Raw genomic sequence first — 25925 nt, forward strand, 5'->3', positions numbered from 1 at the left:
TGTCGAATTACCAATTTTTTTGTCGAAAATGAAAAAGCTATCCACCTTTCACTGATGGGGAGCGCTAGTTCTATTTCTATTATGTACCCAAATGACCATTTGTAATAGAAAGGCATCATGAAAGTTTTGAGGGTCATAGCCGCTTTCTGTTTTAATTTTGTTAAGACGGTAAATAAGGGTGTTGCGATGGATATATAGTTTTTTCGCCGTTTCTTTTATATTTAAATTCGAGTCAAAGAACGCTTGAAGCGTATCTAAATGATTAATAAGGTCACTCTTCCTTTTTAGTATTCTTTCTGAAAACTGTGTTGCTAGCTTTGGATTAATTTGGTGAACGAGTGCTTTCGGTTCAATGTCGGTATATGAAATGATCTTTTGTTCAGGTTTACTGATGGCTAACGCAATTTCACATTCATGATAACCTTGATTAACCTGTAGAAGGTGTTGGATTAGCGGAGAAAATGCTAAACGAACATGAACCTTCATTTTTTCAAATTCTTTACATAGGAAAGTTAACTTCTTTTTTGCACTCTCGTGGGTTACCCCAGTTAATAGGAGCAGCAATTTATTGCCATGAACAAATCCTGCCAACACTTCTCCTTTTCCAACTACTTCTTCTGTATTTTTGATAAGCAAGTGACTTGAAAGAGCATAATCAACAATCTCAATTAAGCTAACGACGAAAGGTCCTGTAAGTTTCATATTAAGTAGGCTAAGCCAGCGTTCAATATTAATTGTGTTCGGTTTCTCCTTCAAAAGTTCTTCGATAATCGTCTCTTTCGTTTTTTGGCGCCATTCCGTTTGGGATGCCATGTAAGCTTGCTTAATCATTAATTCCGCCATCATTTTAACAAGGCCACCACGGTCTCTTATTATGTAGGGTTCCCCCGTAATTCCGATGACTCCGACAACCTCACCATGAAAATGTATCGGTAAATTAATTCCTTGCTGTGTTCCACGAAGTTGGCCTTGATTTTCCGATGTAATTTCAAGGACCTTACCAGTTTTAATAACTTCTAATGCACCTTCATGGATCGAATCTTGACGAGAGGGGTCACTTGTTGCAATAATAACTCCTTCTTCATCCATTATATTGATATTCAGGTTCATGACCTTCGAAGTTTCATTTACTAACATCTCAGCAATTTCCCTAGTAATCATCAAATTCTCCTTTTGGTTATTGAGTACAAAAAGACATTATAATTTATATAATTATTTGTATTCTACATATAAAGAAGAATTGAAGCAAGTCCATTATAATTAAATAAACAGAATATTGTAAGCGTTTGCGTTAGGGAGGGACACAAAATTAAAATCATAATTGCGCCAGATTCCTTTAAGGGCAGTGTAACTGCAATGGAAGCGGCCTTATCTATTGAAAAAGGAATAAAAAATGCATATCCGAATGCGGAAACGAAGTTAATACCTGTGGCGGATGGAGGAGAAGGAACGATGGAAAATCTCGTTTCTTCGACAAAAGGACATAAAGTTTCAGCTACTGTTACAGGTCCCCTTGGTAAACCAATCGAAGCATCTTTCGGGGTGCTAGGTGATGAAGAGACATGCATTATAGAAATGGCTAGTGCATCGGGCTTGGATTTAATTAGTCGTTCTGAGCGGGATCCTCTAATTGCAACGACGTTTGGTACTGGGGAATTAATTAAGAAAGCGCTTGACGAAGGGTATCGAAATTTTGTCTTAGCCATTGGTGGATCTGCCACAAATGATGGTGGTGTAGGGATGCTACAGGCTCTTGGTATGCAAATCCTGGACAAGTCAGGACAGGAAATTGGCTTTGGTGGTGGTGCGTTAAATCAAATTCATGAAGTACGAATGGATCATTTTGATACACGAATCCAAGAAAGTCATTTTTTAATTGCCTCTGATGTGGAAAATCCACTCGTGGGTGAAAAAGGAGCTTCTCATGTGTTTGGACCGCAAAAAGGAGCTACAGATGAAATGGTTCGGGTCCTCGACAAAAACCTTACACATTGGGGCAATGTAGTGGAACAAGTAACGGGGATTCGGTTGCATGAAAGACCGGGAGCTGGGGCTGCAGGAGGAATTGGAGGAGCTTTTCAAGCATTTTTTCCATCCATAATGAAAAGAGGGGTAGATGTCGTTATTGAATACTCCAAGCTTGAAGAAAATCTAAAAGGGGCTGACCTTGTAATTACTGGGGAAGGGCAGGTGGATTTTCAAACAGCTTATGGAAAAACTCCCATGGGGGTGGCCCAAACAGCAAAGAAGCTTAATATTCCAACGGTCATTATCGCGGGTTCCATTGGTGAAAGAATTCAAACATTATACCAATATGGAATTATAGGGGTTTTTAGCATAATAAATCGTCCAATAAACTTAGACGAAGCGATGAAAGAATCAAAGAAATTGTTAGAACTAACAGCTGAGCAAGTAAGCCGCACTTATTTTTTCAATAAAGAGGGGGTAAATGGGAATGAAAATCAAGCAAACAATTGAGAAAGTACCAGGTGGATTGATGGTTGTACCTTTAATGTTAGGGGCGTTATTTAATACAGTCGATCAAATGCACATTCCAGCAGTTATGGAGGCTTTAAAATCTTTGGGGGTTGCTCCAACTGCCGATGGTCATTATGAGTTTTTACGGATTGGTGGATTCTCTGAACAATTATTTAAAAATGGTGCATTAACATTAATTGCATTATTCCTATTTTGCGCAGGTAGCCAGATGAATCTTAGAGTCGGTGGGATTGCTTTGAAAAAAGGAGTATTGCTGACAACATCAAAATATTTAACTGGGCTTGCCATTGGACTTTTGTTTGGGTACTTTTTTGATCCTATGAATGGTTTACTTGGTTTATCGACATTGGCAATCATTGCTGCAATGACAAATGGTAACGGTGGGATGTATGCTGCCTTAACAGGTCAATATGGAAACAGGTCGGATGTAGGTGCTGTATCTGTCCTATCATTAAACGATGGACCGTTTTTTACTTTAATGTCACTGGGCCTATTAGGTTCCAAATTCCCAATTATTTCTTTTATCGCAGTATTATTACCGATTGCTCTAGGAATGCTCCTAGGGAATCTTGACCCTGAAATTCGTGAATTTTTGGCTCCAGGAGAAATCTTACCGGTTCCATTCTTTGCATTTGCACTTGGTGCAGGAATGAACTTTATGACATTCTTCAACCCTAGCGTTGTTGGCGCTGGATTACTTCTAGGAATTATGACAACCGTATTAACAGGATTAACGGGTATTCTCGTGTTTAAGCTGTTTAGAGAGAAAAGTCAAATTGCCCCGGTGGCTGAAGCGTCTACAGCGGGTAATGCTGTAGGTACACCGGCAGCAATTGCAGCGGCTGCGACTGTTGCAGCTGGTTCTGGTATGATGAGCGCTGCTGAAGCTCAAGCCTATCAGGATATTGCGAACATAGCAACGATGCAAATATCAATATCTGTATTAACGACGGCCATTCTTTGTCCAATTGCTGTTATACTAATGGATAAATACCAAAGAAGTAAAGGCATTGATGCAAAACTGGAAAACCCAGGAGCACCAAAAGACCCTGGAGTACCAGTATAACTTTATTCAGAAGAAGTCCCCACTCCTATGAGTGTTTCGATTAATGTTATAAAAGGAACCAATCATTTGGGGTTCAGACCCTAACTGAATAAAGTTATAGCCTCCGGCGGATGCCACGATTTTTCAAAGGTAGTTTTTCGAGACAGTAAGTTCAAAGACTAAGAACGCCACGTCCTGTGGCAACGTCTTTATGACCCACTTCCTGTGGGCCTAAAAATCGGGCAGCAAATACGCTCCACCCCTGGCCATTTAAGAGGCTAGGGGTGGTTATTTATTAAAAACATCATGAGTTGAAAGGGAGAAAAAAATGCAAACAACATTACTTTATGGAAAAGAAAGTTTAACAATTAATGTCCCGGATGATGCTCTTATTTTAGAACCACAAAACCCCTCAGGTCTTGAGGATGAAATGGGAGCATTACAAGAAGCCCTCAAGAATCCTATTGGATCACCTCCTTTAGCAGAAATGGTGAAAGCAACCGATAAAGTAGCTATCGTCATTAGTGACATTACACGGCCAACGCCTAATGAAAAACTTGTTCCGGCTTTAATTAAGGAATTAAACCATGTTCCGCTTGAAAACTTTGTGATTATTAATGGAACGGGAACGCATCGTGATCAAACGGAAGAAGAGTTCGTTCAAATGCTAGGGCAATGGGTTGTTGATAACGTTCGGATTATTAATAATCGTTGTCATGATAAGGAAACACTTGTCAAAGTAGGGCATAGTAAATTTGGTTGTGACGTTTATTTAAACAAAGAATATGTTGAAGCAGATTTTCGAATTGTAACCGGTTTTATCGAGCCTCACTTTTTTGCTGGCTTTTCAGGTGGACCAAAAGGAATCATGCCAGGGATCGCAGGAATTGAAACGATTATGACCTTCCATAATGCACGGATGATTGGTGATCCGTTAGCAACATGGGGAAATATGGTGAATAACCCTCTTCAGGAGATGACAAGGGAAATTAACATGATGTGTAAACCTCATTTTATGCTGAATGTCACTTTGAATCGTGATAAGCAGATTACAAATGTGTTTGCTGGGGAATTAATTGCCGCCCATGACAAAGGTTGTGCGTATGCAAAAGAACACGCAATGACGAAATGTGAACAGCGCTTTGATGTCGTCATAACCTCAAATTCTGGCTATCCACTCGATCAGAATCTGTACCAGGCTGTAAAAGGTATGAGTGCTGCTCATAAAATTGTGAAAAAAGGGGGAGCGATCATTATCGCTTCAGAATGTTCTGATGGGCTTCCAAGCCATGGGAATTACGGGGATATCTTAAAAATGGCCAAGTCTCCACAAGAAATCCTAGACATGATCAATGACCCAGAGTTTAAAACATTTGATCAGTGGCAAGTGCAAAAGCAGGCCGTAATTCAAGTGTGGGCTGATGTTTATGTGTATTCACTACTTACAGATGAGCAAGTGACACAGGCAATGCTGAAGCCAACACACAATATTGAACAAACGTTAGAACAGCTTAAAGAAAAGTATGGGAAAGACATGTCTGTAGCGGTACTACCGTTAGGGCCATTAACTATACCGTATGTTGATTCTGAGGATTAATAGGAGGGCTAAGTCATGTCTCAAAGTTTTTCGGCTGTATTAATGAATGAGAGAGATAATGTTGCGACCGTTTTAGTAGATTTAGAGGCTAATATCTTTGTTACTGCTTCGTATGGTGATAGGAAAATTGATGTACAACTCGTACACTCCATTCCCTTTGGGCACAAATTTGCCGTTGATTCTATTAAAAAGGGTGAAAAGATTTATAAATACGGTGAAATCATAGGTGTTGCTTCATGCGATATTGAGGTAGGAGAGCATGTCCATGTACACAATCTTGAAGGAACACGAGGTAGGGGGGATATAAATGAATAATCAAGAATATTTTATGGGGTATAGACGTCCGGATGGAAAAGTTGGGGTTCGTAATCATGTATTGATTCTTCCAACTATCACCTGTGCGACCCAAGCTGCATACCAAGTTACTCAGCTTGTACATGGGACTGTTAGTTTTATTCATCAACATGGCTGTACACAGGTTGGAGTGGATTATGATCAAACCTTCCGAACCTATGTTGGTGTTGGCCTTAATCCAAATGTGTATGGCGTAGTCGTGCTAGGTTTAGGCTGTGAAACACATCAAGCAAGAAGTGTAGCAGAAGAGATTGCTAAAAGCGGAAAGCCAGTTGAGACTGTTTCCATCCAGGAAAATGGAGGCACCTTGCAAACGATCGCTAACGCAGCCAAAGTTGCAGCAAAGATGGTTCAGGATGCCTCTGCAATTATGAGGGAACCTTGTCATGTTAGTGAATTGATCATTGGAACGGAATGTGGTGGTTCGGATGCATGTTCTGGCTTATCTGCGAACCCTGCGGTTGGCCATGTGAGTGATTTAATTGTAAAAGCAGGCGGAACAGCAATCCTTGCAGAAACGACAGAATTAATCGGTGCCGAACATTTACTTGCGAACCGAGCGGTTGATGACCATACTTCCAGACGAGTATATGAAAAGATTAAGCAGGCAGAAGGTCGTGCGCTTATGATGGGGATTGATATCCGCACTGGTAACCCTACGCCAGGAAATATCGCTGGAGGGTTAAGTTCACTTGAGGAAAAGTCACTTGGTGCAGCTACAAAGTCTGGCACCAGTCCGCTTCAAGAACTGGTTGACTATGCAGAGATTCCAACTAAAAAGGGACTTGTCTGGATGGATACTCCAGGGCAGGACATCGAACAGCTTACAGGAATGGTTGCGGGAGGTGCACAGGTAGTTCTCTTTACAACTGGTCGTGGTACGCCAACGGGTTCACCGATTGCTCCTGTTATTAAAATTTCAACAAACACACCAATGTTTAATAGTATGAGAGATAATATGGATTTGAATGCTGGAACAATTATTGAAGGTAAAGAGACTGTTCAAACAGTTGGACAATCTATCTTTGATGAAATTAAATCTGTCTCGTCAGGAAAACTGACAAAATCAGAAATTTTGAAGCAAAACGACTTTGGAATTTGGAGAATAGGACCGACCTTTTAACTTATTCAGCAGGGTCTCCAGCCAATCAGAATAAGTTAACGTTTCCGGCAGAATCAGCCATTAGTTGAATAAATTTGCTAAGTAGAAACCTTCAAAACCGAAATCGGAAAAACCAAAAAAGGAACCCACTTGAAACTGAGAAGGTTCCTTTTTTTCTTTTTTAGACGTTGTTATTTATAAAACGAAACTAACAATAATACCTGAAAGTATGCTTACTAGTGTGGCACCATATAAAAGTTTCAAACCAAAACCAGCAACGACATTCCCTTGCTCTTCATTGAGACTTTTCACCGCCCCGGTAATAATCCCGATTGATGAGAAATTAGCAAAGGAAACAAGGAATACAGACAGAATACCAAGTGTCCGTTCACTAAATTGGTGATTTCCTCCAGATAAATCCATCATCGCAACAAACTCATTTGTCACGAGTTTTGTCGCCATAATTCCTCCGGCACTAACTGCTTCTGATAAAGGAATCCCCATAATAAGAGCAATTGGAGAAAAAAGGTAACCTAATAGCGTTTGGAATGAAATGGTGAATACTAGTTCAAATACATGATTGATTGCTGCCATTAAAGCAATAAAACCAATTAACATGGCACCGACAATAACTGCAACCTTGAATCCATCAAGGATATATTCTCCAATCATTTCAAAGAATGATTGTTTTTTTTGATCGCGGATTTCGATCATATCCTCATCTGGATTTACTTCGTACGGATTAACGATAGAAGCGATAATAAACCCGCCAAATAAATTTAACATTACAGCTGTGACAACATATTCTGGCTTTAGCATTGTCATATAAGCGCCGACAATGGACATTGAAACTGTTGACATCGCGGAAGCACATAGGGTATACAACCGTTGTTTGGATAGCATACCTAATTGCTTTTTTAGTGTGATGAAAACTTCCGATTGCCCGACCATCAATGAAGCAACTGCATTATATGATTCAAGTCTACCCATCCCGTTTACTTTACTTAATAACCATCCAATCCCATTCATAATGAATGGTAAAATTTTCAGATACTGGAGAATTCCGATTAATACTGAAATAAATACGATTGGAAGCAATACAGTTAAAAAGAATGGAGCCTCTCCATCGTTCGCCATTCCGCCAAACACAAAGGAAATCCCTTCGCCTGCATATTCAAGCAGTTTATTAAAAAAAGCAGAAATCCCCTGGATGATAATGAAACCAAATCTAGTATTTAATAGTAATATTGATAAAATAATTTGGATGACAATCATGATGAGAATCGGTTTATATTTTACCTCTTTTCGGTTGGAACTTGCCAACCAAGCCAAAAACAAAACAACAAAAATACCTAAAACTGAAAGAGCATATTGCATATGTAACCTCCTGGTGTATTTTTAACATTATGTACATACTCTCGGTATAGTAACCTCTTTTATATGTGATTACAATGTATATTTTGTCCATTTCTTATAACAAGAACACGATATAGATGGCTTATTTTTTTATATATCCCATGTTAAAACAGTAGTTACTGGATTTTCTAATAATTAGTAGTTGACTGATTAGTAGTTACTATTGTAGTATAAAAACACAATTAAATAAGGCCTCACTTTTACTAGTGAGGTAGAGGCGCGATATTTAACAGTCTTTAGTGGAGTTTGAGGAAACAGTGATGCTAGGGAGAAGGAAATGTCGCCGAAGTTTGTAATACCCTCAATATTACATGCTGGGTCTGCAGTTAATAGCTGCAGGACTGTCTCAATAAACCCCCAGTTTATTGAGTTGTGCTATCTCAATTGAGATAAAAGAGAGGACCTTAGGGCAAATTTACTGCGACCTGAGTATATCTCAGGTCGTTTTTTTGTCGAAATTTATAAGAATACGGAGGAGAAACAGCATGAGAAGCAAATTAACAATATTTTTCGTTTTAATCATTTCTACCATTCTATTATTAGCAGGGTGTGGAACAAGTAATAGTTCGGATTCTGGTTCATCAGAAGATAATACATTTAAGGTAGGTCTTGAAGCTGGATATGCACCGTTTAACTGGACTCAAAATGATGATTCCAATGGTGCAGTAAAAATAGACGGTTCTGCAGAGTATGCAGGCGGATATGATGTGGAAATTGCAAAAAAAGTAGCTGAAGGTTTAGGTAAAGAATTAGTGATTGTAAAAACAGAGTGGGATGGTCTTGTACCAGCTTTAACATCAGGCAAAATTGATGCAATCATAGCTGGTATGTCACCAACAGCAGAACGAAAAGAAACAATCGATTTTTCGGATAATTACTATACTTCAAATTTAGTTATGGTTGTGAAAAAAGGCAGCACTTATGAAGGTGCTACTTCTATCCAAGATTTTAAAGGAGCAAAAATTACTGCTCAATTAAATACATTCCACTATACAGTAATCGACCAAATTGAAGGTGTCGAAAAGAAAACGGCGATGGACAACTTCCCAGCAATGAGAGTAGCACTTGAATCAGGAATGATTGATGGTTACGTGTCAGAACGTCCAGAGGGTATTAGTGCTTCATCTGCTAATGAAAATTTTGTAATGGTGGAATTTGAAGATGGATTTGAAACTTCAGAAGATGATACAGCAATTGCTGTCGGACTTCAAAAGGGCAGCGAATTAACAGAAAAAATCAATGAGATTTTATCAGGTATCTCAGAAGAAGAACGTACAAGCATTATGGATTCGGCTATTCAAAATCAACCAGCAGCAGAATAATAAATACAGGGAACCGACTGTATATCAACATACAGTCGGTTATATAGGGCTAAGGAGGAGAAGAAATGAGTTTTGAGTGGGTCATTAAAATAATTATCGAAAACTGGCCAATGTTCCTTCGTGGTGCGGGTTTAACACTCTTGATCGCTCTTATCGGGACGGTCTTTGGGGCAATGATTGGATTGCTAGCAGGAGTTATCCGTACAATTCCAATGCCCGAACGTGGTGTGAACAAAATATTTTTAAAAGTCATTAATGCCATCCTCTCCATCTATATTGAATTCTTCCGTGGAACACCGATGATTGTACAAGCAATGGTTATCTATTATGGTTCTGCGTTAGCATTTGGGATAGATATGAATGTTTTTGTTGCAGCGATCATTGTTGTCTCAATCAATACAGGGGCATATATGGCTGAGTATGTTCGTGGTGGGATTGTTTCGATTGATAAAGGACAGTTTGAAGCAGCACATGCAATTGGAATGAATCATTTCCAAACGATGTGGAACGTTGTCTTACCACAGGTTATACGTAATATTCTACCTGCAACAGGTAATCAATTTGTGATTAATATTAAAGATACCTCCGTTCTGAACGTGATTTCAGTGACAGAATTATATTTCGTGACAAAATCGATATCAGGCAATAACTTTAGATATTTTGAATCGTTTTTCGTAGCATGTATGATTTATTTTGTGATGACCTTCATTGTTACAAGAATTCTATTATACTTTGAAAGAAAATTAGATGGCTCTGATAATTATACGATGATTGGGAACGATCGACCGATACAAGTTAATCAACAACAATAGGAAGAAGGAGGAGAGAACATGGAAAAGGTTATTGATATTCAACATTTAAGCAAATCCTTTGGCACTCATGAAGTATTAAGGGATATTGATTTCTCGGTGAATAAAGGAGAAGTTGTCTCCATCATCGGTTCCTCCGGATCCGGTAAATCAACTCTTCTTCGTTGTATTAATCTATTAGAAAGACCTAGCGGTGGGCAAATTATCTATCAAGGTGAAAATATTTTGGATAACAAGCATGATGTCGCTACCTACCGAAGACATTTAGGAATGGTCTTCCAACAATTTAATCTTTTCAATAATCATAATGTCCTAAGCAATTGTGTAGTAGGGCAAATAAAAGTATTGAAACGCACGAAGGAAGAAGCGGAAAGAGTAGCGATGAAATACTTAAAAGTTGTTGGTATGGATAAATACATTAACGCTAAGCCAAAGCAGTTATCCGGTGGGCAAAAGCAACGTGTAGCGATTGCAAGAGCACTTTCGATGGAACCAGATGTGATGTTATTTGATGAGCCAACATCAGCACTTGATCCAGAAATGGTAGGAGAAGTCCTAAAAGTCATGAAGGAACTCGCTGAGTCTGGTCTTACGATGTTAATCGTAACGCACGAAATGGAATTTGCAAAAGAAGTATCAGATCGAGTTGTATTTATGGATAAGGGTGTTATTGCTGAAGAAGGAAGTCCAGAGCACATCTTCAATAATCCGACACAAGCTCGTACTAGAGAATTCTTAAAACGTACAATCGTATAAGCAGCTAAAAATAAATAGAATCAATCCTCTGTCAATTTAATATTGACAAGTTGATCATTTTCAATTAAATTATTACTTAGATTAATAACCGAGTGATATTATTTACCTTCTGAATAATAATAAAGAGCTTTAGCATTTTATTAATGTAGAATTGGTAGAATGAAGAAGCAATCTTTTTGTATTTAGAAGTACAGAATAAGACAAATCGGTATATTTTTAGACTTAGAGGGAATAGTCTGGAAATATACCGTTTTTTTTGTTTGGGGGGAATTTACTTGAAGAAAACAAAAGGGTCCATCGAATCAGAAATTAGCAAAGCGATTACTCATTGGGAAAAGGATTTTTTGGGGCGTGGATCTGTTTCCGTTAAAACAGATATTCTCCGTGATATGATAATCGTTTATTTACAAGGTATATTAACTCCTGCGGAATATGCTGTTTGTCAAACAAAGGATGGCATGCTATCAATCAAACATACTCGGTCAGGGTTAGTTGAATCTGGTTTGGATGGATTAAAAGAAATTATTTTAACCATCACTGGGGAAGAAGTAAAAAGTTTTCATACTGATTTAAGTACTCGTACTGGAGAACGAGTTATCGTGTTTAAGTTATTTAATGATTTAGAGAAAAAATTAGTTTAGGGAGATTTTTAAAAGACTTTATTAGTCAGTTAAAAATAGACCGAGAACAAGTATCAGTGGTTACTACGACTGGTACTAGTTCTCGGTTTTTTTATTTAATTACTATTTAAGTTCGGTCCATTTTGACGGAGGGAAGTTTTATGATTTCGAATAGCATATCCATACTACTTACCTTATTTTTTATCGCACTTTTTTTATCTGTGGTAAGTGGATTCGTATTCCTATCTAAACGGGTGCCCCTAGGTTTTGTGCGGGTCCACATCGGGATCATTTCATTGCCTGCTTTGGTGTCATTATTGATTCTATTAATGAACAATATGAATCACAATGTTGGCCCCTTGCACTTGGATTCATTAGCTTGGCTTATGGCATGTTTTGTTCTGACGATAGGGATTGTCATCCAACGTTTTTCTGTAAGGTATTTACTAGGAGACCGTTCTTACCGAAAATACTTTGCATTCTTCACACTTATAACAGGTACGGCTTCTGTTTCCTGGTTAAGTAATGACCTTCGATTGTTGGCCGGTTGTTGGGGGATTACTCTTATTGGGTTAACGATTCTTATAAGTATAAAGAGGGAGTGGAAGGTAACGAGAGTAGCAACAAGACTCTCTGCTCAGGTATTTGCAGGTAGTTGGCTGGCTCTTCTATTTGCTATCATTTGGTTGTCTCAAATCACGGGCAGCTGGAAGCTAACTCTAATCTTGGCCAATGATAGTCTGACACATATCGGTACATGGGAAAAAACAGGAATAAATCTATTATTGGTTTTGGCTGTAATCATTCCAGCAGCCCAATGGCCATTCCATAAATGGTTAATTGAGTCTGTTGTGGCTCCTACACCCGTTTCTGCAATTATGCATGCTGGGATTGTAAATGCAGGCGGAATTATACTAACACGTTTCTCACCGTTGTTTAATGGGGATAAAGCTCAGATTTTATTACTTGTTCTCTCAAGTATTTCTGTCTTAATCGGTAGTGGCATAAGTTTGGTACAGGTTGATTATAAACGTCAATTGGTGGGTTCTACAATTGCGCAAATGGGTTTTATGCTTATTCAATGTGCTTTAGGTGCTTATTCGGCAGCCATTCTCCACCTCATATTACATGGTATTTTTAAGGCTACTCTTTTTTTACAGGCTGGTTCGGCAATACGCCGGATTGAAGTCTCTTCTAATCATACTAAAAGATCGTCTATTTTGTGGATTTTCGCTGGTTATGGATTAGGTTTACTTACTGGGATTGCTTATTGGAGGATGTCCTCTAGTGGACCTTATGACATTGTGACTGCTTTGATAGTAGGATGGTCCTTATCATTTTCTTGGATGCAGTTAATTGTTTATTGTAAAGGAAGAATTGATAGAGTGGCTGGTCTTTTCCTTTTGGGAGGATCAGCAACTGTCTACTTACTTTTACATAGTTTTTTTAAAGAATGGTTATATACACCTGTTTTTCAAAGTCTTCAACTGCCTATGCCGATTGTGTTCATTGTCGTTTGTCTATTAATATTTGGTAGTGTAATGGGCGCGATCGCTTCCCGTTATCCTACATCCTCCTTTTCCGCAGTACTTTTTCTTTGGTTTATAAAATTTGGAGAAGGAGAGATGAAGTCTACCGAAAGCCATCCAAGCTATCTAAAATAATCACTTTCACAAGGAGGTTGTTGGTGTGATGTTATCCTCTACATTACAAAAAGAAATAAACATACAACAGCTAAAAGAAATTGATACAGAGATTGATATTAAATCGTTAGTTTCTTCAGCAAGTAGAGTAATAGCACCACTTGGACCTATTTCAACGTTTGCAGCTCGTCACCCATGGGTGGGACTGGAAGATTTAAAATTTGAAGATGTTGCTAACTGGTTAAAGAACATCCGAAATGTAGAAATATACCCTAGTACATCTATGATCCTATCGGCTAAAAATCGCGGGGAAATCGATGAAGGTTTTTTAGAAATAGGTTTGCAGCACTGGCTAAACTCACATTCTCTTAAAATACCTCGGGAAGAGGCTGAACGTTATTGCCGGTTTTCTCTAAATTTGGATGCGATGTCTGCAAATCCCTTATCATCACTAGAGGTAAAAAACTTTATAGAGGATTCAAAAAAACGAAATATAGAACTTTACGAGAGTATTCCGAGACAGCCCTTAAGCATGAAGATAGAGCCCAAGGATGGTAGAAATTTAACGGAAGTGCTAGATCATCATGTTATTAAATGGTGTAAGTTATATCTGGATGACTCCCAAGCGGGGTGGTCAATACCGAAACATGAAGATGGATTTTATCGAACTTGGCAAAGCCTTATACAGCATGACCCTTCATTGCGTAAAAACCAACGCAAAATGTTTAGAAACTGGCCACAAGATGCAGAGACGGCGTTGGAAGTCGTTTTATCTGCTTTTAAAATTCCTCGTTCAGAGATACAAGATTACCTTGAGAGTCATTTGCTATCTTTGCCTGGCTGGGCAGGCATGATGCTTTGGCGTTCTCAACAATCTCAACAAGAACAATCACTTTTAATGGAATATTTAGCTGTTCGAGTTTCTATGGAATGGGTTTTGGTGAATCCTTACCTGCCTTTGCACAATAGCTTTGAGAAAAAAGTTCAATTTGATTCACTTATAAAAGCCTGGGTACAGTATGGAGGGCTCACAATCGAGAAATGGTTGGGGATGTCTACTGAACAACAAAAAGAATACTTGTCATTTGCCTACACGTTTAATGAAAAGATTCAAAAAAAATTGTGGCTTGAGGCTTGGGAACAAACTTACACAGATCAATTGAAACAGAGAATCTTAGCTAAACAACAAGTGAACAATGTAACAAATCGTGCATTAGCCCAATTTGCATTTTGTATAGATGTCCGTTCTGAAACCTTTAGACGTTATTTAGAGAAAGCGGGGCCTTTTGAAACAATTGGTGTCGCTGGTTTCTTCGGATTACCAATTGAAATTCGGGAGCTTGATTGTAAACATACTCATTCCTCATTGCCCGTGATGCAAAAGGCAAGACATAGAATAGAAGAAAGAGTGGATACAAATGAACTAAAGCAATACCAACAACGTAAACGAGCGTTAGAATCTGTAGCGTATACGTTTAAAAAGATGAAACAGAATACAGTTCCAAGTTTGCTTTTACCTGAGGTAAGCGGACCTTGGCTTATGATACAAACGCTAGGCCGTAGTTTTCTACCCAGAAAAGCGGGCCATTTCATACGTAATTTTCGAGATTCATGGTTAAGGAAACCAGAAACAAATCTCACGCTTCATTCTGCTCGGAACAATATATCTGAAATTTCATTAGGTTTTTCTGAGGAAGAACAAGTCAATTATGTCCGTCAAACACTTAAGATGATGGGGCTGACAACAAACTTTGCACCATTAATTGTGATTTGTGGACACGGAAGTCAAAGTACAAACAACCCATATGCAGCCTCGCTTGATTGCGGTGCTTGCGGTGGTGCGTCAGGAGCATTCAATGCTAGGGTTCTTGCAAATTTGTGCAACTTACCAGAGGTAAGAAACGCACTTTTAATGGATGGTATTGAAATTCCAGCTGAAACAGTATTCGTTGCAGCTGAACATAATACAACTGTGAATGAACTTAAGTGGATTTATGTCCCCAAATTATCAAGGTTAGCACAGGAATCGTTTGATCACATTGAGGAAGTTTTACCTAACGTAAGTCATCAAGCAAATGCAGAATGTTTATCACAATTACCCACGATCGGCACTTATTGTAAAAATCCAAAGGCTGAGGCACATCGTATCGCAGAAGATTGGAGTGAAATACGACCTGAATGGGGATTGGCTCGTAATGCAGCTTTTATTATAGGGAAGAGAGAACTGACTCATCATTGTGATCTAGAAGGAAGAGTTTTTCTGCATAATTACGATTGGGAGCAAGACCACAATGGAGAAATTCTAGCTAACATTATTGCTGGGCCAGGAACCGTAGCCCAATGGATTAACTTACAGTATTATGCATCCACCGTTGCACCACATTTCTATGGGAGTGGGAATAAAGGAACACAAACTATAACCTCAGGACTTGGTGTCATGCAAGGTGTTGCAAGTGATTTATTGACAGGCCTTCCCTGGCAGTCTGTGATGAAATCAGATGAAGAGGCTTATCATGCTCCTCTTCGTCTGCAAATCGTTATTCAGGCACCAAGAGAGTTCGTGAAAAGATTATTAGAAAATGATGATGTGTTTAAACAAAAGGTACAAAATGGCTGGGTTAGGCTTGCATGCGTTACTCCCCAATGCAATTGGGAAAACTATTAAAATTGAAATTTATGAAACTACTGTCTTAAACAATTTATCAATATGAAAGGGTGTGCTGTATGGATAAAACAAGAAAAAAAACATTATTTATAACGGACATGGAATCTGGATTGGAGCCTATTCTACAAGAAGAGACGAACGTCCAACCTGAAAATATGTTAATGATACAAAGCTATGGCCCAATCATTTCTCACCCTTTTGGAGAAATAATGAGATCAATCATCCTTGCCATTTATCAGGAGAAGGTTGAGGAGATATTTGTAGTTGGTTCGACGAACAAGCGGAACGTTTTTGAGGATGCTCAAAGCCAACTTAAAGTCAATATGAATGATAAACTAAAAACAGTTGATTATCTTTTTAAAAATGTGAAACCAGATTTCATTGAGGATAGTATAAGTGATTGGTTAGATGGAAGCAGAAATGTCAGGGAAGATATCAACAAGAGTGTTGAAATTATTCGTCATCATCCCTTGGTACCATCTAATGTTAAAATTCATAGTTTGGTGGTAAATAATAATGCAGAAGTCGCAGCAGTTAATCAACCATAAGACCTTAATAACTTACTAATAGAATATGATAGGGCCTGGCCTCGGCGGAAAGTAGTGTTAACGCTGGGGGCAGGCCCTATTTTTTATTTGATTACATTTGTTTATTTTCTACGACCGGCTTAAGCTTTTGGTTTCGGTAAAGCCGATAACCAATAAATGATTGGATTGTCAGAAAAATACCTCCTACTGTCCAATAAAGCGGTAGTGCAGCCGGAGCATTAAATGAAATTACAACGATCATGATGGGTGATAATAATCCCATAAACTTCATTTGTTGTTGTTGACTTTGAGCCATATTTAACTGTGAAATTCTAAATTGAATGTAATAAATAACCCCTGCAATAATGGTTAACACTAAATCAGGTTGTCCTAGACTAAACCATAAAAAAGTGTGGTGAGTGATTTCTGCTGACCCACGAATGGCATAATATAGTCCCGTCAAAATAGGCATTTGAATGAGAAGGGGCAGACAACCCATATTAAGCGGGTTAATTCCATGTTTTCGATAAAGCCCCATCAATTCTCTTTGCAACTCTTGCTTCTTTTTCGGATCTGTTTCAGCAGTGATCTTTTCCTGAATCTTTTCCATTTCGGGTTTAAGTAACCCCATCTTTTCTTTCATCACTGATTGATTTTTATACTGTTTTAACATGGATGGCATCATTATCAAGCGAATTAAAATAGTGACAATAATAATAGCCACTCCGTAACTGCCATCAAACGTATTTGCAATAAAATTTATGAGTTTTGTTATAGGTTCTACTAAAAAATTGTGGAAAAAACCTTCATTATCCTCACTTGACTGAATTCCACATCCAGAAAGGAATGCTGTAAGGACAGATAATAGGACAATAAGTTTAGTGAAAGTGCGATTCATTTTCATGTTTCCTCCTTAAAAGTTAAATAAAACTGTTAAGATAATAGGAAACGAAACAATCTGAATCATCACTTGTAGCCATTTTATTACGGATTGATTTTGTAATTCTCCTCGAAATAAAGTACTGAATTAATAGACTCCTGTTACCATCAAAGCACTTCTCTTCACAAATCTGCTTATTTGTAAAATTGGAAAACGGTGAACCAAAACCAATATTAACCCTTTGTGTAGTAAGCAGCAGTAACATTAGCCCTATACCAATACTAATGTTAAATGCCATATGAGTATATAATTCCGGATCTAGTAAAAGTAAATCAACCAACAAAGGATTCTCACCTCTCAACTTCGTTTGCGAATACTTTTACTATACATGAATACAGTTAATCTCACAAAAATAAATTATGGAAGTGAGGGCATCACAGAATGAGTAGTTTGATTCAGAGGTCGTATTGTGGTGCCCTAAACTATTATTCACTACTTATTTAACTGTCACTGTCAATGCCTCATACTGCATCTTCCTTGACAGGAACTGTTTTACTAAGTAAACGGGTGCGTTATCCAAGAAGGATTATCGCCTATTATAATAGAAGTTATTGAACTAACGGTTTGAAATGAGAAAAAAATTCAGGAGGTATATATGGTGAAAAATATAAATTATACGACAGAACCCCCTATTAACTTTGACCAATTACTAACCCTATATGAATCTTTAGGATGGAATTCACTTAAATTAACAAGTAATGATTTGGAACGGATGTGCAATCAAAGTTGGTACGCCATTTACGCATTTGATGAAAAACAATTAGTGGGTATGGGACGTGTTATTTCAGATGGTGTAATTACTGGAGTAGTTTGTGGATTATGTGTTCTACCAAACTATCAGTCCGAAGGAATCGGCAAAGAAATGGTGAATCGAATAATTCACCATTGTGAGCAAAATCGGGTAATTCCTCAACTAATGTGTGTGGAAAGTTTGGAACCATATTATGAAACCTTTGGGTTCAAAAAATTTACCATTGGTATGTCAAAAAATATAAATAGATAGATTTAACTTTCTTCTTTAACGAAAGGGTGCGTTGATCCAAGAAGGATTAACCACCCTTTTTGTTGAGTTCCTTATTGAACAAACGGGGCAGGTTAGTGGAATAATGGCTTTCATATATCTGGTACACTCACCATTTCTTAAAGGAGATTTGGAATACTCCTTTGAAAAACAAAAAAGCTACCTTACTAATCTGTACCCCTTGTAAAGGACATTTTAAAAAAAGCTAGGCTACTTTAAGAAGATGATCTCTGTATTGAACAGGGGTCATCTTTTTCATATTCCATTGATATCTGTAGTGATTGTAGTAGTGGATGGCAGCTTTCACTTCTTGCTTAAGTTCTTTTAAAGTTTCACATGATTTTATATCAGCCAGGTCCTTAAAATGACCAAAGAATGATTCCTGTGGGGCGTTGTCCCAACAGTTACCTCTCCTAGACATTGATTGTTCCAATTTGAATTTTTTCACCAGCTTTTGATAAACAGGGCTGGTATAGTGACCTCCCTGATCAGAATGTATATAAGCTCCTTTAGCCAGTTTGATTCTCCTGTTTTTCTTTAACTTCTTAAGTGTATCCGTAGCGATATCTAAAGTAATTCGATCAGAGACCTGATGAGCTAAGACTTCATTGGTGGAAGCGTCAATAATGGTTGATAAATAAGCTTTTTTACCTTTTCCGAAATATAGGTAGGTTATATCCGTAAGAAGGACCTTGTGTGGGATTCCTTGTTTGAATTCCCTGTTAAGTAAGTTCGGGACGACCTTGTGCTCCTGCGTAGCCTTAATGATGCGCTTGTAGGGGTTCGCTCTCCTAAAAGGGCTCTCAATCCCGTATTTCTTCATGATTCTTCTGATTCGCTTAAGATTGAAAACAACACTAAACTGACCTGCCAATACCATCTTAATTTGACGAGCCCCTTTCTTACGGTTCTTGAAATTGTATGCTTTTAAAACCAGGTCCCGAAGGGATTCATCCTTTTTCTCCCGATCCTTCCTTCTCTGAACTTGTTTAGCAGAAAAGTAGTTATAGTATCCCTGACGGGACACACCAGCTACTTTACAGAGGTGGGTTACCATCCTTGTTAGATTGTATTTCTCGATAACGGAATGAATAAGGTTAAATTTCTGGTCAGCTGACAATTTTATTTCTTCTTCATCCCCCTTTCTGCGAATCGTATCTTTTTTAATAGTTCATTCTCTGCTTTCAACAGGTTATTTTCGGCCTCTAACCTTGCATATTTTTCTTCAGTGGAAAGCTCTCTTTCCCTTGGTCTACCTGAGTTTCCTGATCTTGTATCACGAAGTCCTAGAATTCCGTGCTTACGATAAGCTTCTCGCCATCTTTTTCCAGAAGACTCAATCCGTTTCATACCTAATACCTCAGTATCGAACCCACAGTCCTCAAATATCTCTCTAGGAAACTTCCCCAGGTCATTTTGAGTTATAAAGTGCTCCTTAAACTCATCTGAATAGGTAATACCTTTGGGACTTACTGATTTTACATATGGATTTTTAGCTAGTAATTCGATCTCTTTTTCCGAGAATATTTTTTTACTCATACTATCTCTCCCGCACTATTTTTAATCTATTGTACATAAAAAGACCCTGTGCAGCAGACTTTTTTTAATGTGTCTACTACACAGGGTACAGTTTATACTTTGGTAGCTTTATTTTTTTTAGTCTTGAGCAAGCTTATCCCTATTTAGTGCAACAGGAGGTTTCTCCATCCACTCATTTTTTATCATAAAGGTTTTTATATTTTCTTCATATTGATACACATCGGCAATTATCTTTGCATATGTAGTTTTTAAATCTTTTCGGATACTTACTGCTGCACTATATCCATAACTTGCGATACCATCACGATTAAGTTGGTCTAATAGATAAGATATTAATTTATCTGAAAAAGGAGATGTTTTACCATCCAAAACATTCGTATCCCAAGTCATTGAAATAGGCAAATCATTTTGAACTAAAATATCACCTAATTTGTTTATAATATTTAAAGATAATTCTTTTCCATGTTGCAATAAACTCGTTAATTGCTGATTAGATGTAGATTGTATAAATCCAATTAATAAGTTTTTACCAATATAATTCATAAAAACATTTTTGTGTAGCTCATTTGCTTCTCTTGCCGTTAATTCTCGATTATCATTAAAGAAGTTACCCAAAAATCCTTTATCTGCAATTGTGTTTGTTTCATGAGTGGAGGTAATTGAAGGAGGTCTTACAAATACTCCCTTTTCTAATAGAATAGTTGTTGTACGTTCAAATAAACTTGAAACGTTTTTTAATTGTTCGTGGAAAAAATTGCGGATATCCTCCCTTACTGAATCGGATAGTGCCATACTTGTTAAGGACATTCCAATTTTAGACATATTATTTAAATAAAATAGTATAAAAACATCCGTATACATCTTAGGAGCATTTGGGTTTAAATCATCTTTAATGTTAAAGCCTTTAGGGATTGGATAGTTTTCACTTCGTAGAACAGATTCAAAAAATTGTACAGCAGATTTAGAAATAGAAACCGCCTCACTACAAAGAGATTTAACTTCTTCTAGTTCTGATGTTAAGGTAAGATACTCCAAAACAACATTTGACATACTATTATTCATTAACTGTTCCCAACAGTGTGCTAACTCACCCGCAGTTAACTTTGCAGCCTTTTTATTATCCATATAATCAATTCCTTTTTAAGATTAATTTTATATTCTATAACAAGTATCTGGTATTTTTTTATCAATTATGTAATATTGCATGGAAAATTAATAATTTTTTGGTTTGACAAGGGAGATATCATAACTAAAAGGGCTTTTCAAATATTCAGCAATGGGGGACTTTAATAAGTTTGTGAAATATTGTACTTAAGCTAACGGGTGCTTTTGTTGAATAAGACATTAAAAAAAACGCTCTGAGTTTATATACTTGGAGCGTTTTTTATGCCAATTAAATGCTATTCCTAGTTTCTTAATCAAAATGCTTAAACACGTTAGTACAAGACATTTAAATTATACCGTTGGTATTTATGAAAAAGTTTAAATTATAAAGTACTGACATCTTCTCTATTGAATAATAATCTTTTACCGTCGTTGAAATCCGGCCCCGAAATTGATGGTAACCTCCCCATACTGTGCTGTTTGAGAATTTTCTTGATATGTCGATTTAGTTTAATCGATAATTCAAATGTAGTAATATATTGATTAAAAAAACTTAAAAAGCTGTCTATTGGAATACTTTCGTTAATATTGTTTAAATCGCCAAAGCGACCTGTCTCTATCCAGTGAAAAACATCAGATTTTTTTATTCCTAATAAAAATACAATATCTCTAATAGGTATTAAACCTTTAGTGAGACCTTCATTAATAATACTTTCCTTTAAGAAAAAATAACAATCTCGTTTATCTACTAACGTATTGGTTAGTTTTGGTCCGTTTAAATTATATTTAATTTTGCCCGATAGCATTCCTCTTAAGATTAATGCTGCATGGTGTGGACCAGCCCATTGAAATGAGTTGCCTAAAGATATTGGCAAATTTACATGTTGGCTATCACTTTCTTTCAGCTTCGATTCAATGCTATTTATTGACTTAATTGGTATTATCCAAGTACTAGCAGATCCAGTTTTATAACAATGAGTTCCCTCGATTAGGTTGCCATTCAAGATATTAAATGCTGCCTTAGAACTTAATCCCCAATGGGCCCTTATTTCCTCTTTCGTATAACTATTTTCAAAATCATCTAGGAGTTTATCTACCTCATTTTTTTCGATTATGTTGAACTTTAAGCCCTTATAAAAATATGGTTCTGAATTAATAACATCCGAATAAATAATTCCACCATTAAATTTAGTATTTATATATTTTATCTCGTCCGACCTGATAAATTGTTCGCCCTTTAATTTAATCCTGTTCTTAGCAATGAAATTTGTAACTTCCTTTGAAATTGGCCACAATTCAGTTCCAATCAATTTTGTTATTCCGTATTTTAAGAAACTATGGAAAGCTTGTTCATTATGCTCTTCTGCCATTTCAAGAAATTGATAGAAAGCAGTAGGCCAGTTGTCAATGATGTTAAAAATAAAGTTATACATACAAATTGATTGTTCAATTGATCTGTAGTTTTTCAAATGATTTCTTTCTAATATATTCCCAGTAAAGATGATATTACTATCATGAATAGAGAGGTAATCAGGTTTAACAAGCTTTGCAACCCAAATAGATAAAAAATCTAATGTATTTAGAAAAGTAGCTGAATTATTAATCCATGAATGCTTAAAATCAAAAACATTTTCTAGGTAGATTTTATTTAATATTTCTTGGTATTCAATATGACTTTTGCTCTTTACTAAGCTATTTTGTGAATATGAAAGAAACTTGTTACATTTTGGACAAAGATTTTGTATAATATCCTTAGTATTTATAATATTACGACAATTATTGCATTTATCTATTAAAAATGTTTTATGTTCCAAACATATAATTGAATGGCTACTTATCCAAATTTTCCTTTGAAAGCTTTCCTCATCAAGACAATTAGGACAAAATCTGGTTTTATCATACAAAAACCATGGATTTTTCTTAACATTTCTTAATACTAATCCAATCCCATCAAGATTATAAGAAACTGATAAAGTTTTAGCTTGTTCAGCCGGTATCCTTAATAAGTCTGCTAAAGCGTTTAGTTCCTCACCATGAAGCCAATTAACCATATTTTTACTAAGTTTAATCGAGTAGCGTCTAAAAAGAATTTCAAAAATCCAGCTTGGATTATCCATTAAATTTTGTTGAGCAACTCTATATAAAAAGCTAAGAAATGTCTCATTTGCATAAGGATTAGGATATATAAGCATGATATAACCACCTATTATTTTTTCCTAGTTTTGCCTTGTATAATTAAACTATGTAAGGAGAATTGGAAATGAATGGTTCGAGAAAAATAAAAGCGAGTAACAAACTAAGTACTAGAGGAAAATACGGAAGTACTAAAATGTGTAGAATGATTCCTTGGGAAAGTAGTTTAGAGAGAGATTTTATAAAACGTTTAGACTTTGACCCGACAGTGATATATTTTGAGTTTCAGCCAGTTAGAATAGATTTTGCTTACGAAGGAAAAAGAAAAAAGTATTATCCGGATTTCTTAGTGCAAAAAAATGATTATAAGAAATACATATATGAGGTTAAAGCCAATGAAAGAACAGAAGATGAACAGAACATAATCAAATTTCAAGTTGGTAGAAAATATTGTTTAGAAAATAACATGAAATATGTTGTAGTAACCGAGGAAGATATTCGACAAGGATATTTAATAGAAAATTTAGATGTGCTTGCTGAAGTTCGAGAAGATTCAACAAATAGAAGAGTGATGAATGAAATATTACACAAAATAATTCAATTAGGTGAAAAATCTACAATACACGAATTGAAACTAGCATGTGGCGAAATTGATGAAGCTGAATTTGAATGTAATCTTTACTATCTTCTATATAAACATGAGCTTTATGCAGATTTAATTAATAATTTGATCAATGACGAATTAACCATTGAACGGAAGTGAGGTTTTATAATGGGGGGTTATTATTTTCATGTCGGTACCAGATTTTTAATGAATGATAATGAATATCTGGTTAGAAGAGAACTCGATTTAGATTATGAAATAGAAAATCTAAATTATAAAAAGGTAGAAATAATCCGTAAACAGGAATTGCTTCATTTATGGTGGAATGGTTCTCTACTCTTTAGAATAGTTAATGAAGAAGAAAATGAAAATCTTTTAAAGATTCATAATTTAAACGATTTAGATGAGAAGTCTAAGAAAACCGCATTTGAACGTTATAGGATTCTTGAGCCGGTCATAAAAGGAGAAGTTTTACCTAGTGAGTTAGAATCATATCTTACTTCAAGAAATGTTGCAAAATCAACTTTTTATGATTGGAAAAAACTATGGGCTAAAACTGAAGATTTACGTTCTCTAGTTCCAAAAAAACCAGGACCAAAGAGTTCTAGAACAAAGGGTAGAGTCTTAAAAATATTGGACGAAGTAATAGAATCTTCTCTTTACGCCGATGGTAAAATTACCCTGGAAGATATTCGTTCAGAATTTATACTCCGTATCGAAGAGGAGAATAAATTACGAGAAGAAAACGAAAAATTAGGATATGTTTCTCTCTCGAAAGTAAGAAGAAGAAAGGAGGAAATAATAGACATATTTAGGTTAGACAAAGAAAAGTATGGTAATGTTCTAGCAAAATTAAAAAGAGATGGTTCTATGGAGGAAGTGTTGGCAACGAGGCCACTTCAAAGGGTTGAAATAGATTGGACTACTGTAGATGTAATGTTAATTGACCCAGCAGATTTAAAACCCAAAAGGCCATATCTTATTTATGCAATTGATAAATATTCAGGAGAGCCAATAGGATTCTTTGTTACATTTAAGCCCGTTGATAGCAACGCCTTGAAACAATGTTTAATTCATATCATAATGCCAAAAACCTATATTAAAGAATTATATCCACTTGTAAAAAATGATTGGGTTGCTCATGGAATTCCTCATACTGTTGTTGTTGATAATCATAGAGTTAATGATTCATATGAATTTGAGGAAGCGTGTTATCAAGTAGGAGTGAAGGAAGTTCAATTTTGTGCTATTGATTCTGGTTATCAGAAAGCTGCTATCGAAAGAGCTTTTAGAGAGCTAAATACTAAGTTTATCCATAATTTAAAAGGAACTACATTTTCTAATATTATCGAAAAGGGTAGATATGACTCTATGGGGAAAGCTTGTATCACAATGCAAGGATTTATATATATGGCACATATTGCAATAGTCGATTTGGTTTCCCATAAATATCATTCAAGATTAGGGAATTCTCCTCATAATATTTGGAATGAGGGCATAGCAGCAAACTCTAGAATAAAATTGCAACTTCCAAGAAGTGTGGATTCACTAAAAATAATGCTTATGGGTGGTACTGAGTTAAGGAAAATTCAACAAACTGGAGTCGTAATACAAAATGAGTACTATAATAGCCAAGAACTAATGGAATTAAAGAATGAATTAGAGAAATATAACAGAGAAGATGAAAAAGTCAGGGTAAGATTTGATTTAAGTGATATGAGAAGAGTTTACATTTATGACATGATAAACAATAAATATATAGCTGCCGAGGGAACTGGTTTCAAGAGAAAAAGAATAGATACAACTATACCAGTTCCTTATGTAACGCTCGAATTAGATTCCAAAAGAAAAACAGAAATAATGAAAACATTTAACCCAGCGAGTAGGGCTATTGCAAAACGAAGTATTAAGCTAATTCAGCAACAAGATGAAAAACTAGTAGCAAAATGGAAGAGGGGGCATGAGACTGATAATACAATAAATTCTTCATTTATAACTGAAGCTGTTATAAGTACAGAAACTAAGGTTGATATACCTACGAGCAATGATGATATTACTATTTTAGAGAGTGAGAATGAAGCTAGTAACAGTAAATCAAATTCTAAAAAAACGACTGAGAAAATGGAAAATCTAAATTCAGAATTTATCTATATGGAATATGAAGATACCGACATTGAGGATCTCCCTACTTGGGAGGTAACATTTAAAAAAAATCCAAGGGTGGGTTAA

22 protein-coding genes and 1 riboswitch are annotated in these 25925 nt (G+C 36.4%); of the genes, 15 read left to right on the top strand and 7 right to left on the bottom strand.

Annotated features, from left to right (window positions below; genetic code table 11):
• Nucleotides 1-48: 48 nt before the first annotated feature.
• On the bottom strand, nucleotides 49-1161 hold the full coding sequence (locus NST91_RS03615; protein ID WP_341330050.1) for a CdaR family transcriptional regulator: 1113 nt from the start codon (nucleotides 1159-1161) through the stop codon (nucleotides 49-51).
• A gap of 147 nt (nucleotides 1162-1308) precedes the next feature.
• Between NST91_RS03615 and NST91_RS03620 the strand changes: the two genes are divergently transcribed.
• From NST91_RS03620 to NST91_RS03640, 5 genes are all read left to right on the top strand, one after another.
• Nucleotides 1309-2478: a glycerate kinase gene (locus NST91_RS03620; protein ID WP_341333478.1), complete on the top strand. Its 1170-nt coding sequence runs from the start codon at nucleotides 1309-1311 to the stop codon at nucleotides 2476-2478.
• A complete protein-coding gene (locus NST91_RS03625; RefSeq protein ID WP_341330051.1) occupies nucleotides 2456-3565 on the top strand; it encodes a 2-keto-3-deoxygluconate permease in 1110 nt (369 codons plus the stop codon). Before NST91_RS03620 ends, NST91_RS03625 begins: the two co-directional genes overlap by 23 nt.
• A gap of 307 nt (nucleotides 3566-3872) precedes the next feature.
• The gene (gene larA / locus NST91_RS03630; RefSeq protein WP_341330052.1) at nucleotides 3873-5141 is read left to right on the top strand and encodes a nickel-dependent lactate racemase; all 1269 of its coding nucleotides are present in this window, start codon (nucleotides 3873-3875) and stop codon (nucleotides 5139-5141) included.
• A 15-nt stretch (nucleotides 5142-5156) separates the two neighbouring features.
• Nucleotides 5157-5456, top strand: coding sequence for a UxaA family hydrolase (locus NST91_RS03635; RefSeq protein WP_341330053.1), 300 nt, complete (start codon nucleotides 5157-5159; stop codon nucleotides 5454-5456).
• Nucleotides 5449-6618, top strand: a complete 1170-nt coding sequence (locus NST91_RS03640) for a UxaA family hydrolase (protein WP_341330054.1) — start codon at nucleotides 5449-5451, stop codon at nucleotides 6616-6618. Before NST91_RS03635 ends, NST91_RS03640 begins: the two co-directional genes overlap by 8 nt.
• Nucleotides 6619-6792: 174 nt before the next feature.
• On the opposite strand, the gene NST91_RS03645 is transcribed toward NST91_RS03640, so the two are convergent.
• Complete coding sequence (locus tag NST91_RS03645) at nucleotides 6793-7974, bottom strand: NupC/NupG family nucleoside CNT transporter (RefSeq protein ID WP_341330055.1); 1182 nt, start codon at nucleotides 7972-7974, stop codon at nucleotides 6793-6795.
• Nucleotides 7975-8217: 243 nt separating this feature from the next.
• Nucleotides 8218-8399: riboswitch (Lysine riboswitch) on the top strand.
• Between the two features lie 99 nt (nucleotides 8400-8498).
• On the opposite strand from NST91_RS03645, the gene NST91_RS03650 reads away from it, so the two are divergent.
• The 7 genes from NST91_RS03650 to NST91_RS03680 all read left to right on the top strand — a co-directional run bounded on the left by NST91_RS03650 (nucleotide 8499) and on the right by NST91_RS03680 (nucleotide 16376).
• Nucleotides 8499-9335: a transporter substrate-binding domain-containing protein gene (locus tag NST91_RS03650; protein WP_341330056.1), complete on the top strand. Its 837-nt coding sequence runs from the start codon at nucleotides 8499-8501 to the stop codon at nucleotides 9333-9335.
• A 65-nt stretch (nucleotides 9336-9400) separates the two neighbouring features.
• Complete coding sequence (locus tag NST91_RS03655) at nucleotides 9401-10147, top strand: amino acid ABC transporter permease (RefSeq protein ID WP_341330057.1); 747 nt, start codon at nucleotides 9401-9403, stop codon at nucleotides 10145-10147.
• Nucleotides 10148-10165: 18 nt separating this feature from the next.
• The gene (locus NST91_RS03660) at nucleotides 10166-10900 is read left to right on the top strand and encodes an amino acid ABC transporter ATP-binding protein (protein ID WP_341330058.1); all 735 of its coding nucleotides are present in this window, start codon (nucleotides 10166-10168) and stop codon (nucleotides 10898-10900) included.
• Nucleotides 10901-11175: 275 nt separating this feature from the next.
• A complete protein-coding gene (locus NST91_RS03665; protein WP_121446930.1) occupies nucleotides 11176-11541 on the top strand; it encodes a Na-translocating system protein MpsC family protein in 366 nt (121 codons plus the stop codon).
• Nucleotides 11542-11681: 140 nt separating this feature from the next.
• Nucleotides 11682-13184 (top strand): NADH dehydrogenase subunit 5, encoded by a 1503-nt coding sequence (locus NST91_RS03670; protein WP_341330059.1) that lies wholly within the window; start codon nucleotides 11682-11684, stop codon nucleotides 13182-13184.
• Nucleotides 13185-13209: 25 nt separating this feature from the next.
• Nucleotides 13210-15828 (top strand): DUF2309 domain-containing protein, encoded by a 2619-nt coding sequence (locus NST91_RS03675; protein ID WP_445724477.1) that lies wholly within the window; start codon nucleotides 13210-13212, stop codon nucleotides 15826-15828.
• Between the two features lie 59 nt (nucleotides 15829-15887).
• Nucleotides 15888-16376 carry a carbonic anhydrase gene (locus NST91_RS03680; RefSeq protein WP_341330060.1) on the top strand — a complete coding sequence of 163 codons (489 nt, stop codon included), beginning with the start codon at nucleotides 15888-15890 and terminating at the stop codon, nucleotides 16374-16376.
• Nucleotides 16377-16467: 91 nt separating this feature from the next.
• Here NST91_RS03680 and yidC read toward each other — a convergent pair whose 3' ends face one another.
• Together yidC and NST91_RS03690 are read right to left on the bottom strand one after the other, a co-directional pair.
• Nucleotides 16468-17259, bottom strand: a complete 792-nt coding sequence (gene yidC / locus NST91_RS03685; RefSeq protein ID WP_341330061.1) for a membrane protein insertase YidC — start codon at nucleotides 17257-17259, stop codon at nucleotides 16468-16470.
• Nucleotides 17260-17275: 16 nt separating this feature from the next.
• The gene (locus NST91_RS03690; RefSeq protein ID WP_341330062.1) at nucleotides 17276-17578 is read right to left on the bottom strand and encodes a hypothetical protein; all 303 of its coding nucleotides are present in this window, start codon (nucleotides 17576-17578) and stop codon (nucleotides 17276-17278) included.
• A 312-nt stretch (nucleotides 17579-17890) separates the two neighbouring features.
• On the opposite strand from NST91_RS03690, the gene NST91_RS03695 reads away from it, so the two are divergent.
• Nucleotides 17891-18298: a GNAT family N-acetyltransferase gene (locus tag NST91_RS03695; RefSeq protein ID WP_304214969.1), complete on the top strand. Its 408-nt coding sequence runs from the start codon at nucleotides 17891-17893 to the stop codon at nucleotides 18296-18298.
• Between the two features lie 223 nt (nucleotides 18299-18521).
• On the opposite strand, the gene NST91_RS03700 is transcribed toward NST91_RS03695, so the two are convergent.
• The 3 genes from NST91_RS03700 to NST91_RS03710 all read right to left on the bottom strand — a co-directional run bounded on the left by NST91_RS03700 (nucleotide 18522) and on the right by NST91_RS03710 (nucleotide 23151).
• Nucleotides 18522-19855 (bottom strand): IS3 family transposase gene (locus NST91_RS03700; protein ID WP_445724474.1). Its coding sequence is split into 2 segments (ribosomal slippage): nucleotides 18522-19442 and nucleotides 19445-19855, totalling 1332 coding nucleotides; the frame shifts between segments, so codons are not numbered across the junction.
• Between the two features lie 117 nt (nucleotides 19856-19972).
• Nucleotides 19973-20980, bottom strand: a complete 1008-nt coding sequence (locus tag NST91_RS03705; protein ID WP_304214967.1) for a DUF3231 family protein — start codon at nucleotides 20978-20980, stop codon at nucleotides 19973-19975.
• Nucleotides 20981-21342: 362 nt separating this feature from the next.
• A complete protein-coding gene (locus NST91_RS03710) occupies nucleotides 21343-23151 on the bottom strand; it encodes a TniQ family protein (protein WP_341330063.1) in 1809 nt (602 codons plus the stop codon).
• A gap of 68 nt (nucleotides 23152-23219) precedes the next feature.
• Between NST91_RS03710 and NST91_RS03715 the strand changes: the two genes are divergently transcribed.
• Nucleotides 23220-23855: a TnsA endonuclease N-terminal domain-containing protein gene (locus NST91_RS03715; protein WP_341330064.1), complete on the top strand. Its 636-nt coding sequence runs from the start codon at nucleotides 23220-23222 to the stop codon at nucleotides 23853-23855.
• Nucleotides 23856-23864: 9 nt separating this feature from the next.
• Nucleotides 23865-25925 carry a TnsB C-terminal domain-containing protein gene (locus NST91_RS03720; protein WP_341330065.1) on the top strand — a complete coding sequence of 687 codons (2061 nt, stop codon included), beginning with the start codon at nucleotides 23865-23867 and terminating at the stop codon, nucleotides 25923-25925.

It is taken from the genome of Ferdinandcohnia sp. FSL W7-1320, assembly GCF_038050315.1.
Lineage (GTDB): Bacteria > Bacillota > Bacilli > Bacillales > Bacillaceae_L > Ferdinandcohnia > Ferdinandcohnia aciditolerans.